Raw genomic sequence first — 15613 nt, 5'->3', positions numbered from 1 at the left:
CTCAGTCGTCGCCCGGTTTCGGGACACTCACAGGGGCCTCGAGCCGGTCGAGGTCGGCGAGAAACGAAGAGAGCATTTCGCGAGTGACGTGGGGCATACAGACGATCCGGAGTTCGCCGGTTGCAGTCCGGGAGATGCGCCACCCGTTCGCGCGCAATGCATCGAACGTCGATCGGGGCACGTCGACCGCCACGAGCGGCAGCGTCGGCGCAACGACATCGTAGCCGCGCTGTTCAAACGCGTCGGCGAGCCAGTCGGCGTTTCGCTGGGACCGAACGTACTGATTGCGATACCCCTCGGGCCACAGTGTCTCCATCGCTGCAACCGCACTCGCGACGCCAGCGCCCGATCGAGTGCCGGTCAGCGTCGCCTGCGACGTCGACTCGAGATACGGCGTGTCGACGGCGAGCGCATCGAGCAACTCATCCGAGCGAGCAAGCAGCCCACCGGCGGGAACGGCGGCCTGTCCCATCTTGTGCGGATCGATCGTCATCGTGTCGACCGCGGCGTGGCCGAAATGCCACTCGAAGTCGGTAAACGGCAGAACGAACCCACCCCACGCGGCGTCGACGTGGAGCATGGCATCGACCGACGCCGCAATGTCGCCGAGTTCAGAGATTGGGTCGACGCGGCCGTACTCGGTCGTTCCCGCGACGCCGACCACCAGCGCCGTCTGTTCGTCGACGCACGAGCGGACGGCCTCGAGGTCGGCCCGATACGTCTCGTCCGTGGGGACGATTCGGAGGTCGACGCCGAGGACGTCGGCGGCCTTTCGAAAGCTGAAATGACCCGACTCCGGCATGACGACGTTCGGCGTCCGTGTCTCGGCCCGCTCACGAGCGATCCGAACGGCCTGAATGTTCGCCTCCGTCCCGCCACTTGCGATGTAGCCGGCCGGCTCCTCGAGGCCGGTGAGTTCGCCGAGCATCGCGACCGCCTCGTCCTCGAGGGTCGCGATCGTCGGATACGTGCCGGGATCGCCGGGATTCGTCGCGAGAAACCGCTCGGCCGCCTCGCGTGCGTCCGGGTGTGGCTCCGTACACATCGACGAGAGCACCCGATCGAACGCCTGCGGCTCGATTTGCATATCACGTACGTTGGTTCGGGCCGATTTATGCGTTCTGTTTGTCGAGTACGGTGCCGCGAAAAAACGACGTGTCGTGGCTCGATTCAACCCGGAATCGGAGGTGTGGCCGGGATTAGCGAACCGAGTCGAGCAACAGCTTCTGCTCGGTCCGTTTGACTTCGTGCTGGACGTCGCGAACGGCGTCGATGTTCGCCGAAATCGAACTCACGCCTTCGTCGACGAGGAACTGGACCATCTCCGGTTTGGAGCCGGCCTGCCCACAGATGCTCGTGTCGACATCGTGTTCACGGCAGGTCTCGATGACGGTGCCGATGAGCCGCAAGATTGCGGGGTGGAGTTCATCGAACCGATCGGCGACGTTCTCATTGTTCCGGTCGACTGCAAGCGTATACTGGGTGAGATCGTTCGTGCCGAACGAGGCGAAGTCGATGCCAGCCTCGGCCATTCCCTCGATCGACAGGGCGGCGGCCGGCGTCTCGATCATCGCACCCCACTTTCGTTTGTCGGGGTCGATGCCGGCGTCTTTCATCAGCTCCTTTGCGCGGTAGACGTCCTCGGCGTCGTTGACCAGCGGGAGCATGATCTCGACGTTGTCATACCCCATCTCGTAGAGCCGGCGGAACGCCTCGAGTTCGTGAGCGAAGACGTCAGGCCGGTCGAGCGATCGCCGGATGCCGCGGTAGCCAAGCATCGGGTTGTGCTCTTCGGGCTCGTCCTCGCCACCCTCGAGCTGTCGGAACTCGTCGGTCGGCGCGTCGAGTGTCCGCACGCGAACGGGTCGTGGATAGAACTCGTCGGCGACGGTGCGAATCCCCTGGATAAGCTCTTTGATGTAGGCGTCGACGCTGTGTTCCTCGATGAACTTCTCCGGCGTCTGGTTCAGCGAGAGGATCATGTGCTCGGTCCGCAGGAGACCAACGCCGTCGGCACCCGTCGCGGCCGCACGCTCTGCGGCTTCGGGGATCGAAACGTTGACCTTGACTTCGGTCGCGGTCATCGGCTTGACCGGCGACTGCGGGCGAACCTCCTCGACTGGCTCGGTCTCCTCGTCGTCGTCGACCGTCTTCCCCTCGAGGACCGCACCCTTGTCGCCGTCGAGCGTGACGAGCTGTCCGTCCTCTAAGACCGTTGTGGCGTTGGTCGTCCCGACGATCGCCGGGACGCCCAGTTCACGGGAGACGATCGCGGCGTGGCTGGTCATCCCGCCCTCGTCGGTGACGATCCCGGCGGCTCGTTTCATCGCTGGCACCATATCCGGCATCGTCATCTCGGTCACGATGACGTCTCCGTCGTCGACTTTAGCGAGGTCGTCGAGCTTTTTGACGATCCGTGCTGCACCGCTGACCGTGCCCGGACTCGAGCCCAGTCCGTCGACGAGGACGCTGCCGGTTGCACTCACACTCGAGGACTCACCGCCGCTGGCGGCTGCCGTCCCGCTGCCGTCGGTGACGCCTTCCGAGACGTCGATGGCGGCGCCAGTGGCTGTCGCCTCACCGTTGCTCTCGCTGATCGTCGTGATCGGACGGGACTGGAGCATGAACACCTCGTCCTCGACGATTGCCCACTCGACGTCCTGTGGATTGTCGTAGTGGGTCTCGACCCGTTCGCCGAGTTCGACGAGCTGTTCGATCTCCTCGTCGCTGAGGACGCGTTCGTTCCGTTTCGCCTCGGGCACCGCTCGCTCGACGGTCTGTCCGGTCTCCTCGTCTTTTTCGTGCATCACCTTCTTCTCGGCGACGGTAACGTCGATGTCGCGGTCATCGCGGGAGATGATGTAGTTGTCCGGTGAGACGGCACCGGAGACGACGGCTTCGCCGAGTCCCCACGCGGCCTCGATGATCATCGTCGGATCGCCGGTCGAGGGATGACTCGTGAACATCACACCCGACTTCTCGGCGTCGACCATCTGTTGGACGACGACGGCGATGTTGACCACCGAGTGATCGAAGCCCTGTTCCTGTCGGTAGTAGATCGCCCGCTGGGTGAACAACGACGCCCAGCACTCGCGGACGCGATCGAGCAGTGCCTCCTCGGTGACGTTGAGGTACGTATCCTGCTGGCCCGCAAACGACGCGTCGGGCAAGTCCTCGGCCGTCGCCGAGGACCGAACGGCGACGAACGCCTCGCCGTCACCGACCTCGCTGTAGGACTCGAGGATCTCCTCGCGCAGGTCGTCAGGGAACGGTGTCTCGAGAATGAGTTCCTGTGCGCGGTCGGCCGCCTCGGCGAGCGCGCTCGAGTCGTCGACGTCGACATCGACGGCGTCGAACAGTTCGTCGTCGATTTCGGCCTCTTCGATAAACGATCGATAGGTTCCGGCAGTTACTACGAATCCCGGCGGCACGGGCAGCCCAGCACCCGTAAGTTCGCCCAGGGAGGCGCCTTTGCCGCCGACTTTCTCTAAGTCGCCGGCACTGATCTCGTCCAGCCAGAGTACAGCCATCTCTATGTTCGCAGACAGGCGAGCGAATAAAGAAGGTTGCGAACAGTCGCCACGATTCAGAACTCGTATTCGAATGAGTATCTGCAGTACGCTTCGGATACGCCACTAGTCCCGGCGTACAGCGGAGTCACACCGCCGAAGGTGTGGCTTAGCTGTCTCTCCGTTCGGACTGGTCGCCGTTCTCGAGCCACTCGTCGACTGCCGACTCGCGTCCAAAACGGATGCCGGTATCGAACTGGACTAGACGTTCCGGGCGATCGTTAGATACCCCGTGTGGCCGACCGGCGCGGTCGACGGTCGGGAGCCCCGATCGTCGAACTGCATCTCTCGCTGGATTGTCTCGCGCGTGCGGACGTTCGAGAGGCCAGCTTCGTGAGCCGCCTCGACGACCGCTCGAGTCGATTCGATGAAGGGGCTGTAGACCGCGACGAAGCCACCCTCGACCAGCAGCTCTGGTGCGTGGGCGACGATCGACGCCGCATCGCCCGTATCGAGCGTGAGGACGTCGAACGACTCGTCCTCGAGTTCCTCGAGTTCCTCCGTTAGATCGCCCGTCCGGACATCGACGGCGTCGGCGACACCGCCAAGTGCCATGTTCTCGCGGGCGACCTCGGCGAACTCCGGGTTGCGTTCGTAGGTGACGACCGAGGCTCCAGCGCGTGCCATCGACGCCGACAGCACGCCCGTGCCGGTTCCGGTGTCGAGCACGCGGTCGCCACGGGAGATTCCCGTCTCGCCGATCACGAGGCCGATATCGCGGGGCACCATCGGTGCACCCGTGCGCTCGAAGTGGTGAAACAGGTCCGGGCCGCGAAGCCGACGCACCTGGAACGCATCGCCGAGATGCGTCTCGATCGTCTCCCCCGGCTGGACGTCCGCGGGCACCTCGAGCACGCCGAGGTCGGTTCCCTGCTCGCCGCCGGGTTGGACGAGATACTCGCGATCGCCCCGGACGAGCAAGACGGGCACGCGGTCGCCTACGTCCTCGCTCGCTGGGTCCGCCTCGGCTGTCTCGTCGGTATCTGGATCGCTACTCACGCGATCGTCACTCGAGAGAACCGACTGCTGCGGCGAGGTCGCCGTCGTTGTCCTCGAGTGCCTCGCGAGCTTCGTCCTCGCTGACGCCGGTCCGGGTCGCGACGAGTTCGACGTCCTCGTCAGGGATCGCACTCGAGGCGTCATCGTCGCTGTCGGCACCAGCGATGGCACCGGCCGTGCCGGATTCGACCTGTTCCGGCGAGCCGATGACCTGATACGTTTCCTGCCCGCGGGCGTCCATCTTCGTGACCTCAGCGTTGTCGAAGACGAGATCGTACTCGTCGGTTCGGATAATGACCTCTTCGGCCTCGATGTCCTCGACGTCGATCCCCATCTGTTTCATCATCTGTTCCATCTTGCGCGGGTTCAGTCCGCCGCCTCCTCCAAACATACCCGACACGTCGCCACCCGCGACCTTTTACTTTGTCGTTCGGCGTCCGAACTGAGACACACGTGCCGCTCGAGACCTTCGACGAGTGCTTTGCGACGCCTCTGGTCCGTGACGATGCTCAGCCGATAGTCAGCACCCGGTCAGCAGTCGTAACGACCTCGAGTAGATCTCCCATAGTCGAGATTGGGCAGCGCTCACTCTCCTCACTGTTTCGGATCTCTAAGCACGTCCCACACGCCAGCAACTCCCCTCCGGAATCCGCAAACACGTCCATTCGATCTCGTACGTCGAACTGGTCGTCGGTACTCTCCTCAGCTTCAACGCCTTCACCGAGGAGGAACACGGAGACGTCTTTTCCGGCTTCTAATGCAGTAATTCCGAGACGGAAGGCGTTCCATGCGCGCTCGGGATCACTGGTTTCGAGCACGATTCCTAACGTCTCTACGTCGCCACTATCTACTGACTCGGACATGTATTGTGTAATAGTCCCAATACTATATAATACTGCAGTCCACGGACTACCTGTTCGAGATCTCGATTACAGGTCCGCTATGTGAGGACTACTCTGCAGGCGCGCCTTCGCGCACGGCCACGGCAACCCCAGTGTCGAAGTCCTCGATGGCGTCGGCTCCGAGCTGTGCCGTCCCGACCGCGATCAGTTCGCCGCGTTCGTGGACCACCAGCACCTCGTCGCCCGGCCGAATCTCCTCGCCGACCTCGAGAACGAATTTCGCGAAGACGTTCTTTTCGTCGCGGACGAACGGTTCGCTCTCGTCGTCGACGACGACACGATAGGCCGGGTGCTCGAGGGCGTCGTGGAGTCGGCGGCCGCCCTCGAGACCGAGGGTGAATCGGCCGTCGGTGCCGAAAGACACGAGGCGACCGGCGTCGGCGTGGACCTGCTGGGGACGGCCCGACGTGGTGCGTTTGATCGTCAGTGATTCGGTGGGTGGAAACAGTGCCTCGCCCGCGCCGGCACCGAACTGGTAGTCCGCGATCGTCCGGAGGTTCGGCAGTCCCGTCTGCCCGTTCCCGTCGGCTGGCTCGCTCATTGGGAGGAGTTCGATGCGGGCCGTCGAAAGCCCTTCGACCTCGTCTGCTGTCGGTACGGCCCGTCGATCACCGATCCCGCCGCGGGTGATCGAGACAGGAGGCTGTATGCGGATGTGATCGAACCGTCCAGACAGATTGAACGTCTACGCTGCGTAACAAAAACAAGATAGCGACTATTATAATACTCGATCACGGAGTTACAGTATCGCATGGATGTGACGCAAATCGTGCTCGGGGTGGTGTTGCTTGCGTTTGGCACCCTGACGCTGGCCGGCCCGGCCACCCTCGTCTCGGGGACGATGATGTATCTCTTGACGGGTGTGACCCTCTTTATTGCGGGCTACGCATTGTTGATCGGCATCTCACAGCGCCGGTACTCGAATCGCTCCTGAGACTCGAGGCGAGCTCAGAGCAGGAACGTTTCGTGGCGCTCGCCGAGGTCGAGAAACGAGTCGGTCGCGTCGATGAGTTCGTCGGCGGTTGACGATTCGAACGCCATCACTTCGACGCGGACGCCCTCGTGGCGCAGGTGCGAACAGAGCCGCGAGAAGTCACCGTCGCCGGTACAGAGGACGATCGTGTCGACGTGGTTGGCGAGTGTGACTGCGTCGAGGCTCATGCCGACGTCCCAGTCCGCTTTTTTGGTGCCGTCGGCGAACGTTTTGATATCCTTAATTTTGGGCTCGAAGCCGATATCGACGAGTGCCTCGAAGAAACTCTCCTCGTCGGGCGCTTCCGCGCGGATCACGTACGCGATGGCGCGAGTGAGCTGGCGATCCTGAACGGCTTTGTCGAGAAGCGCAGAGTAGTCGATATTGCGGCTGTAGATGCTCTGTGCCGTATGGTAGAGGTTCTGGGCGTCGACGAGAACGGCGACGCGCTGACCGGGATGAATTTCCGTCACGTGATATACTGTTATCGGTGGGTGTAAAAAATTACGTCGGTCGATGCGACCGAACTGCGGTCACTGCGTTGGGCCAGCCGACAAACGAGACGGGTCGGCTGTTAGCGGCGGAGGCGCTCGATGCGCTTTTCGGTCGGCGGGTGGGTCGCAAACAGCTGTGCTAACAGGCTTTTGTCGGAGTTGAAGATACAGAGCGCGTTGACGTTGTCGTCGACCGTCGACTCGCGGCCTTCAGAACCTCGGGATATCTTCTCGAGTGCGCGTGCGAGGGGATCACCGCTGCCGATGTGCTGGCGAGCGTCGGCGTCGGCGACGTACTCGCGGTAGCGCGAGATCGCCATCACGAAGATCAGCGTCAGCATCTGGGCGGCGATCGAGGCGGCGTAGGCGACGAAGAAGTTGTTGTCGTCGCGGACGAGGAAGAACACCGCGTAGCTCACGACCATCCCAACTGACTGGCCGAGGATCATCGTGATGGTGTCGCGGTTGTTCAGGTGGGCCAGCTCGTGGGCGATGACGCCCTCGAGTTCGTCGCGGTCGAGCAACTGCATGAGCTCGGTCGAGACACAGACGACGCCAGCGCCTTTGCGCCCGGTCGCGAACGCGTTCGGAACGCCCATATCCTGCACGACGAGTTTGGGCTTGTCCAGTCCCATATCTCGCGAGAGCGATTCAGTCATCTGGTGGACCTCGCGATAGCGACCCTCGTTGGGCATTTCCTCGGTGCCACGGAGCGCCATCCACTTGCCGAACTTATACTGGGCGGCGGGCAGGACGACGATACTGATGAGGAGGACGGGAATCAGCGGGACGCCCCATGCTGCCGAGAAGAACAGGGCAGCGCCGAAGTAGAGGGCAAAGAGGATGGTCCCGACGATTGCCATCCTGAGTTTCAGCTGTGTATTTCGCATACCCAGCGGTAAGTAATCGAGAAGTATAAATGAAGCGGGAATCGGCCCGAAAACCGGGCGCAGGTGACACGATACTGCAACACACACGGGTCGATAAAAGACACAACGGCTAAGGTTGTTCAGGACGACGGAGCAATCATGCGTCACGTCGCTCGCCGAACCGACAGCTCCGTCGTGAGCGACGCCGTTTCTCACTTTTCGAAACGTAAACACGCCTGAGGTGTGCTCGAGGCGGGCGTAGCAACCCCGTCCCGGGTGCGAGCCGGAGCCAGTCTGACTCGAGCGCCCTCGAGTCGGACACCCCACGCGTGAACCATCATAATCAAGTATCCAACGACCGACCCACACAGCAATAGATGACATCCACTATCGACTTCACCGGCGTCTTCCCCGCGATGTGTACGCCGTTCAACGACGACGAGAGTATCGACTTCGAAACCCTGCAGGCCGACGCACAGCGACTCGAGGAAGCCGGCGTCGACGGACTCGTTCCCGTCGGCTCGACGGGCGAATCCGCGACGCTGACCCACGACGAACACGTCGAGGTCGTCGAAGCGGTCATCGAGGCCGTCGACGACGTTCCCGTCATCGCGGGCTCCGGTTCGAACAACACCCGCGAAGCGCTCGAACTCTCCGAGCGATCCGCCGAGGCCGGCGCTGACGGCCTGCTCCTGATCTCGCCGTACTACAACAAGCCAGAACAGCGCGGGTTCATCGAGCACTATCGAACGATCGCCGACGCGGTCGATCTCCCACAGATCGTCTACAACGTCCCCTCGCGGACGGGCCAGAACATCGAACCCGACACCGCCGTCGAACTCGCGAGCCACGAGAACATCGCCGGGTTCAAGGCAGCAAGCGGCGATCTCGGCCAGATCGGCGAGATCGCAGAGCGGACGGTCGACGAGGAGTTCGCCGTGCTCTCGGGCGACGACGCACTCACCCTGCCGACCATCTCCGTCGGCGGCACGGGCACCATCAGCGTTGCCGCGAACATCGAACCCGAGCGCACGTGTGCGATGGTCGGTGCGGCCCTCGACGGCGATTACGACCGCGCTCGAGCGATTCACCACGAACTCGGCCCGCTGTTCCGGGGGCTGTTCGTCGAGACCAACCCGATCCCGGTCAAGGAAGCGATGGAGATTCGCGGCTACGGCCCGGCCCGAATGCGGTCGCCGCTGACCCGTCTTTCCGAGGAGTACCGCGCCGACCTCGAGGCCGTTCTCGCTGATCTCGAGGCCGAACCGACTGCGGTAGCTGACGGGAGCGGAGAGGCCGATCGATGACGGTCCGAGTCGGTGTCACCGGCGCAACGGGCCGGATGGGGCGAGAAGTGATCGCCGCCGTCGACGACCACGCCGACTGTGAGGTCGTCTTCGCCGTCTCCCGAAGCCCCGACGGGGAGACAGTCGACGGCGTCGAGATCGAGTCCGCAGACGAGTTCGACTCGCTGCTCGCCGAGCGCGAGCCGACGGCCGTCATCGATTTCACTGGTCCCGAGTCGGCCGTCGAGTACGCGGCGGCCTGCGCTGGGGCCGACGTCGCGTTCGTCACTGGTACGACCGGCTTCGACGACGCCCACCTCGAGGCCCTCGAGGAGGCAAGCGAGGAGATCGCCGTTCTTCATGCGCCGAACTTCGCCCGCGGGGTCCAGGCCCTGCTGAACGTCGTCGGCGAGGCCGTCCAGAACCTGCCGGGGTACGACGTCGAACTGGTCGAGACGCATCACAACGCGAAACGGGATGCGCCCAGTGGTACGGCAAACCGCCTGCTCTCAGAGATCGAAGCCAACGGTGAGTTCACTGAGCGAACGCACGGCCGGGAAGGTGAACAGCCACGCGAGGCCGGCGAAATCGGTGTCCACGCGCTCCGTGGCGGGAACATCACGGGCGAACACGAAGTGCTCCTCGCGGGCAACCACGAGGAACTACGCCTCACCCACCGCGCCGAGGATCGAGGTGTCTTCGCGGCGGGTGCCGTCGACGCGGCGGTGTGGATCGCTGGACAAAAGGCAGGCTGGTACGACTTTGCGGACGTGATTGCCGAATGAGCGCACTCGAGAGCGAACTCACGGAGCTGTGGGAACAGTACCAGAACGACGACGTCAGCGCCGACTCCGCCGGCGAGGACGCGTATGCCACCCTCGACGCTTTCCTCGATTCCCTCGAGGCGGGCGAGATCCGCGCCGCCGAGAAACACGGCGACACGTGGGAGGCAAACGAGTGGGTCAAGCAGGGCATTCTGCTCAACTTCGGCCTGCGCGCGACCGAGCCCCGCGAGTACGGCGGCGTCACGTACAACGACGTCCTTCCACTTGCGGACTCGAGCGACTACGGCGACCGGGGGAGCCGCAACACGCCCGACGGGACCGTCGTCCGCCGCGGTGCCCACATCGGCTCGGACTGCATCCTGATGAGTCCCGCGTTCGTCAACATCGGCGCGCACATCGGCGACGGCACGCTGGTCGACTCCTGTGATACGGTGGGTTCGTGTGCACAGATCGGCGCGAACGTCAAACTCGGCGCGAACACCCTGATCGGTGGCGTGCTCGAGCCAGTCGAGAACGCACCAGTCATCATCGAGGACAACGTCTCGCTGGGCGCTGGCTGTCGCGTCACGAGCGGCTTCGTCGTCGGCGAGAACAGCGTCGTCGGCGAGAACACGCTGCTGACGCCGCGCATTCCGGTGTACGACCTCGTCGAGGAGGAAGTGCTCTACGGCGAACTGCCCGCCGACCGACGCGCCTTTACCCGCTTCGTCGAGTCCTCGATCAGCGACCACGACCTCTTCGAGGGTGGCGCGTACAAGCCCGCCGTCGTCGCGACCGACCTTCAGACGGAGACTCTCGAGGCGACCGAGCGCGAAGACACGCTCCGAGAGTAACCCCAACCGCTCACAGCCGTCGGACCAGCACCGACTGTGCGACAGCGCGGGACGACACGAAACCGTTTTTACACCTGAGTGAAAGGCTGGCCCAATGGGAACGACCGATGAGGACCGGGTCTACTACGTCATCAGCGATCTCCACATCGGTGGCGACGAGCAACTCGAGCACGTCGAGTTTCTCGATGAGTTGCTGGCGTTTCTCGAGCGACTCGAGCAGACCGACGAACCGGCCGAGTTGGTGATCAACGGCGACGCGTTCGGCCTCTGGGAGTTTACCACGATTTCGGGAATCGAGAAGTTCGACGCGCTCGAGGAGACGTATCCGGAGCTGTTCGAGCAGTTCCGGGCGACCGGGGAAAACATCCCGATCACGATGCTCCCGGGAAATCACGACCACGAGTTGGCCGCCTACGACGAGTACGTCGAGCGCTTTGCCGAGTACAACGTCGACCTCGTCCAGGAGCAGTCGATCACGCGGCCGGTCGGCAGCCGGACGATCCACTTCGAACATGGCCACCAGCAAGACCCCAACAACCGGATCGAGGACTGGGGGAATCCGTACGCCACGCCGCTCGGGTACTTTTACAACACGCTCGTCACCAGTCGGGCGGGACAGCTTTCGGATCGGGGCCGATACAACTGGCTGAAAGACGTTCAGGCAGTGACGCCGACCGAACGGATGCCGGTGTGGCTCCTCTCGAAGTACTTCTATCGCGAAATGAACCCGCTGCTTCGGTACGCGCTGGTCCCGTTTCTGTTGCTGTTCAACATCAGCATCCTCCTCGTCATTCTGACGAGCCTTGACCTTGCAGGCATCTGGTCGATGCCGGTCGAGCGAACGACCGGCTTCCTCAGCCAGTTCGGCACGGCTGGCACGGCAGTCTGGTTCCTGCTCGCCATCAACGTCACGATCACCGGGTTGGTGATGCTCGTCGGGATCCCGTTGTATTTCATCCGACGAGACGTCAGGAAGACCGTCAGCCGGTTCGGGATCTTCGAGACCGAACTCACCGTCGATGCCGAGACGCCTTACGCGGAGGCAGCCCGCGAAGTCTTCGAGGATGACCCGGAGACGGCCATTTTCTGTTACGGCCACACCCACCGCCCGCGACTGCAGGAACTCGAGGGCGGCGTGGCCGTCAACACCGGGACGTGGCTCAAACGTCTTCATCGACGCGACGGGATCACCGGCATCCTCCCGCCAGTGTTTTACCCGTCCTACCAGCTGTGTACGGTCCGTATCGCCGCCGAACCCGAGGCTGGCGGCATTGTCGTCGACTACGAGGCCGTCGAGAAGCCGAGCCCGAAAGCCGAGGAACTCACCCTCACCGAACGGCTGTTCACCGTCGGCCGAGAGCCCGAACTCGAGTTACCCGACGGAACGGTCATCGAGGACGAGGTGCCGGTCTCGGAACCACAGCCGGCCGAGTAAGCGAGAGAGGGGGACCGCGCTCACCGCTCGTGAATCCAAAGCCTTGAGGTCGAGCGGTTGCGTACACGCGGTAATGACGACACTCGAGGGATCGCCGGCGGTTCGCCGGCTGACAGCGTGGGAGCCGACGAGACTCGAGTCCCTTGCGGGGGAGTACGGGACGCCGTTGTACGTTCTCGATCTCGATCGAGTCAGAGAAAATGCACGCCGACTCGAATCAGCGTTTCCCGACGCCGAGATTCTCTACGCGGTGAAGGCAAACGCGCTTAAGGATGTCCTCGAGACGCTTCACGGGGAGGGAGTCGGCCTCGAGTGTGCGTCTGCGGGCGAACTCACGCGTGCACTCGCCGTTACCGACAGCGGGGCCGAGGTCCATTACACGGCCGTCAACCCGCCGGCCCGTGATCTCGATATCGCTGTCGAGGCCTGGGAAGCGCACCCCGAGCTGACGATCACTGCTGGTGCCGAGGACACGATCGACCGCCTCGAAGAGCGCGGCTACGACGGACGACTCTGTCTCCGAGTCAACCCCGGGATCGGGGCCGGCCACCACGAGAAGGTCCAGACGGGTGCGAACGCGAAGTTCGGTGTCCCAGCCGAACGCGCCGTCGACGTGCTTGCGGATGCTGCCGACCGTGGCTTCGACGTCGTCGGTATCCACGCCCACGTCGGCTCTGGTGTCTCGAGCGACCAGCTCGACGCCCACCGGGAGTTCGTTTCGCGGATGGGTGAGCTGGCCCGATCAGTCACGGCGGCCGTTGGTGACCTCGAGTTCCTCGACATCGGTGGCGGCTTCGGCGTCCCCTACCGCGAGGACGAACAGCCGCTGGATCTCGAGGCGGTCGCCGACGCGACCCGCGAGGCAGTCGGCGAGGTGGATGTGCAACTGACGATCGAACCCGGGCGCTACTTCGTCGCCGACGCTGGCGTCCTGTTGACTACAGTCAATACGGTCAAAGACGCACGCGAGACGACGCTCGTCGGCGTCGACGCCGGCATGACGACGCTCTTGCGGCCCGCGATGTACGACGCGTACCATCCCATTCGAAATCTCACTGCCGACTCGAGTGACACCGAACGCAGCCGCGAGGAGACGGCACAGACCATCGCCGGCCCGATCTGCGAGAGCGGGGACGTTTTCTGTACGGACCGCAAACTCCCCGAGAGCGAACGCGGAGACCTCCTCGCGATCGGCAACGCCGGCGCGTACGGCTACGAGATGGCCAATCAGTACAACTCCCGGCCCCGGCCCGCCTCCGTCGTCATCGACGACGGCGTCGCGCGACTCGCTCGCCGACGCGAAACGATCGACGACGTTACCAGCGTCGAACGCGAGAGATGATTCATCTCGATCGTCTCGACGGTGGCAGATGACGCGCTCACCCACCACGACGAGCGAGAACATGCAAAGCAGACAGCCGACCCTGAATCGGCTCCGACCCCGACAGCAATACAGCGTATCCGAACGATGACCGTTCCATTCCAAAAATACCACGGCACCGGCAACGACTTTCTGATCATCCACGCGGCCGAATACGTCCCCGATCGGGCCGCACTCGCCAAACGCGAGTGTGACCGCGACACCGGCGTCGGTGCCGATGGGATCCTCTATCTCGCCTTAGAAGAGCAGTTCAACCCACCACGCGTCGTCATGACGCTAGTCCAGCCCGACGGCTCGACGGCACCGATGTGTGGCAACGGCGCCCGCTGTGCCGCCGAGTGGGCCATGCAACGCACTGACACCGACAGCGTCATGATCGACACGCAGGCAGGCACCCTCCGCGCGGATCGAACTCCCGACGGCATCACCGTCGAGATGGGGACACCCACGTTTGCGCCCGAAGACATCCCCATCGACGCCGACGACCCCGTCCTCGAGGAGTCGATCGAAGGCCTCGAGGTCTCCGTCGTCAACACCGGCGTTCCCCACGCCGTCGCGTTCGTCGACGACGTCGACGACGTCGATCTCGAGTCGGTCGCCCCACCTGTTCGCCACGCTGACGTCTTCCCGAAGGGCACGAACGTCACAATCGCCAGCCCCGACGGCGAGGGTCACTTCCGCCAACGGACCTTCGAGCGCGGCGTCGAAGGCGAAACCGACTCCTGTGGCACCGGCGCGGTCGCCATCGCCGTCATCGCGCGCCGACTCGGGCGCACCGACGCCGATCCGGTCGCCGTCTCGCCGCCGGGTGGCGAACTCAAGGTAAGCTTCAACGACCGCGGGCGGGCAACGCTCGCCGGCCCTGTCGAACACGAGTTCGACGGCGAAGTCGCCCTCGAGTCGCCGGCCGAACAGTGACTGGGGACCGACCCGACGCGGCGGCCACCGACAGCAGTCACCAGTTCGACCCCGTCGACTTCCTCGAGACAGCCGTCCAGACGGCCTCCCACGAGGACGTCTCCCCGATGCGGGAGTACCTCTGTGAGACGCTCGAGGTCCACGGCATCGACCCTCGCGTCGACGACGGCGGGAACGTGCTCGCGACCCGCGGTCCGGCCGACGCCGACACCCACGTCGTGTTGAACACCCACATCGACACTGTCTCGCCACACGTCCCCTTCGAACGCGACCGAGCGGGGACGGAAGCCGGCGGAAACGACGTGATCCGTGGGCGGGGCTCCTGTGATGCGAAAGGGCCACTCGCGGCGCTGTTAGCTGCGTTTTTCGCCGTCGAGCCCGCCGACAGCCGCGTCACGCTCGCGATCACCCCTGACGAGGAAGTGCTCTCGACGGGCGCGTACGAACTCGTGACAGGCGACGACTGCCCCACGCGTGACGCCGACGCCGTGATCGTCGGCGAACCCACGAACCTCGACGTCTGCACGGCGGCGAAAGGTCGCTTTCAGGGCACGATCCACCTGACAGGTGCCAACGCCCACGCGGCCGAGCCAGAGACGGGAATCAACGCCGTCGCCGCCCTCGAGGGCGTCCTCGAGGCGATCCGGACGTTCGGCGAGCGCGAGGACGCGCCACCGACGCATCCCCAACTCGGCGCGGCGACGCTGACGCCGACGGTCGTCACGGGTGGCGAAGCGACCAATCAGGTGCCGGCCGACTGCGCGCTGACGGTCGACCGCCGAAGCGTGCCCCCGGAAACGGCTGCGGGGTTCCACGAGGCGCTGACCGACCAGTTGCAGGCGGCCGTGCCCGACGACATCGGCGTCGAGTTCCGGTTTACCGACCGGCCAACGCCGTTTCTCGAGGCCTGGGAGACCGACCCCGACGCGCGGGTCGTCGACCTGCTCGCCGACGCCGCCGGCGGCGACGTGCGACCGTTCACCGCGGCGACGGAAGCGTCGTACTTCGCGGCGGACGCGCCGACGGTCGTCTTCGGCCCCGGCGTGCTCGCCGACGACAACGGGGCCGTCGCCCACGCACCGCGGGAGTACGTCCGCGTCGAGGCGGTTCGAGCGGCCGCTGCGGCGCTCGAGACGACGCTCGCGGCGTTGCTCGAGTAACGAGACGCT

16 protein-coding genes are annotated in these 15613 nt (G+C 64.2%); 8 read left to right on the top strand and 8 right to left on the bottom strand.

Going from position 1 to position 15613, the window contains the following annotated elements:
• Position 1: 1 nt before the first annotated feature.
• The 6 genes from mfnA to C495_RS10460 form a co-directional block, all read right to left on the bottom strand.
• Positions 2 to 1087: a tyrosine decarboxylase MfnA gene (mfnA, locus tag C495_RS10485; protein ID WP_008162697.1), complete on the bottom strand. Its 1086-nt coding sequence runs from the start codon at positions 1085 to 1087 to the stop codon at positions 2 to 4.
• 112 nt (positions 1088 to 1199) lie between these two features.
• The gene (gene ppsA, locus C495_RS10480) at positions 1200 to 3530 is read right to left on the bottom strand and encodes a phosphoenolpyruvate synthase (protein WP_008162695.1); all 2331 of its coding nucleotides are present in this window, start codon (positions 3528 to 3530) and stop codon (positions 1200 to 1202) included.
• 240 nt (positions 3531 to 3770) lie between these two features.
• Positions 3771 to 4568 (bottom strand): methyltransferase domain-containing protein, encoded by a 798-nt coding sequence (locus C495_RS10475; RefSeq protein ID WP_008162692.1) that lies wholly within the window; start codon positions 4566 to 4568, stop codon positions 3771 to 3773.
• A 7-nt stretch (positions 4569 to 4575) separates the two neighbouring features.
• The gene (locus tag C495_RS10470) at positions 4576 to 4959 is read right to left on the bottom strand and encodes a nascent polypeptide-associated complex protein (RefSeq protein WP_049890271.1); all 384 of its coding nucleotides are present in this window, start codon (positions 4957 to 4959) and stop codon (positions 4576 to 4578) included.
• Positions 4960 to 5077: 118 nt separating this feature from the next.
• Positions 5078 to 5431, bottom strand: coding sequence for a DsrE family protein (locus C495_RS10465; RefSeq protein WP_008162688.1), 354 nt, complete (start codon positions 5429 to 5431; stop codon positions 5078 to 5080).
• An 88-nt stretch (positions 5432 to 5519) separates the two neighbouring features.
• Positions 5520 to 6011, bottom strand: coding sequence for a PUA domain-containing protein (locus tag C495_RS10460; RefSeq protein WP_008162686.1), 492 nt, complete (start codon positions 6009 to 6011; stop codon positions 5520 to 5522).
• Between the two features lie 210 nt (positions 6012 to 6221).
• Here C495_RS10460 and C495_RS10455 point away from each other — a divergent pair, with 210 nt between their 5' ends.
• Positions 6222 to 6404: a hypothetical protein gene (locus C495_RS10455; RefSeq protein ID WP_008162684.1), complete on the top strand. Its 183-nt coding sequence runs from the start codon at positions 6222 to 6224 to the stop codon at positions 6402 to 6404.
• A 14-nt stretch (positions 6405 to 6418) separates the two neighbouring features.
• Here the strand turns inward: C495_RS10455 and C495_RS10450 are convergent, their stop codons facing one another.
• Together C495_RS10450 and C495_RS10445 are read right to left on the bottom strand one after the other, a co-directional pair.
• Positions 6419 to 6916, bottom strand: coding sequence for a LabA-like NYN domain-containing protein (locus C495_RS10450; protein ID WP_008162681.1), 498 nt, complete (start codon positions 6914 to 6916; stop codon positions 6419 to 6421).
• A 101-nt stretch (positions 6917 to 7017) separates the two neighbouring features.
• Complete coding sequence (locus C495_RS10445; protein ID WP_008162679.1) at positions 7018 to 7827, bottom strand: M48 family metallopeptidase; 810 nt, start codon at positions 7825 to 7827, stop codon at positions 7018 to 7020.
• A 356-nt stretch (positions 7828 to 8183) separates the two neighbouring features.
• Here C495_RS10445 and dapA point away from each other — a divergent pair, with 356 nt between their 5' ends.
• The 7 genes from dapA to C495_RS10410 all read left to right on the top strand — a co-directional run bounded on the left by dapA (position 8184) and on the right by C495_RS10410 (position 15604).
• On the top strand, positions 8184 to 9113 hold the full coding sequence (gene dapA, locus C495_RS10440; RefSeq protein WP_008162678.1) for a 4-hydroxy-tetrahydrodipicolinate synthase: 930 nt from the start codon (positions 8184 to 8186) through the stop codon (positions 9111 to 9113).
• Positions 9110 to 9877, top strand: coding sequence for a 4-hydroxy-tetrahydrodipicolinate reductase (gene dapB / locus C495_RS10435; protein WP_008162675.1), 768 nt, complete (start codon positions 9110 to 9112; stop codon positions 9875 to 9877). Before dapA ends, dapB begins: the two co-directional genes overlap by 4 nt.
• Positions 9874 to 10710 (top strand): 2,3,4,5-tetrahydropyridine-2,6-dicarboxylate N-succinyltransferase, encoded by an 837-nt coding sequence (locus tag C495_RS10430; RefSeq protein ID WP_008162674.1) that lies wholly within the window; start codon positions 9874 to 9876, stop codon positions 10708 to 10710. The genes dapB and C495_RS10430 overlap by 4 nt, the downstream gene beginning before the upstream one ends.
• 94 nt (positions 10711 to 10804) lie before the next feature.
• A complete protein-coding gene (locus tag C495_RS10425) occupies positions 10805 to 12145 on the top strand; it encodes a metallophosphoesterase (protein ID WP_008162672.1) in 1341 nt (446 codons plus the stop codon).
• A 73-nt stretch (positions 12146 to 12218) separates the two neighbouring features.
• A complete protein-coding gene (gene lysA / locus C495_RS10420; protein WP_008162670.1) occupies positions 12219 to 13487 on the top strand; it encodes a diaminopimelate decarboxylase in 1269 nt (422 codons plus the stop codon).
• Between the two features lie 126 nt (positions 13488 to 13613).
• On the top strand, positions 13614 to 14444 hold the full coding sequence (gene dapF / locus C495_RS10415) for a diaminopimelate epimerase (protein WP_049890307.1): 831 nt from the start codon (positions 13614 to 13616) through the stop codon (positions 14442 to 14444).
• Positions 14441 to 15604, top strand: coding sequence for a M20 family metallopeptidase (locus C495_RS10410; protein WP_008162667.1), 1164 nt, complete (start codon positions 14441 to 14443; stop codon positions 15602 to 15604). Before dapF ends, C495_RS10410 begins: the two co-directional genes overlap by 4 nt.
• The last annotated feature ends 9 nt before the right edge of the window (positions 15605 to 15613 follow it).

Origin of the sequence: Natronorubrum sulfidifaciens JCM 14089, assembly GCF_000337735.1 — an archaeon.
Classification (GTDB): domain Archaea; phylum Halobacteriota; class Halobacteria; order Halobacteriales; family Natrialbaceae; genus Natronorubrum; species Natronorubrum sulfidifaciens.
This window is presented reverse-complemented; position numbering and strand designations above follow the sequence as displayed.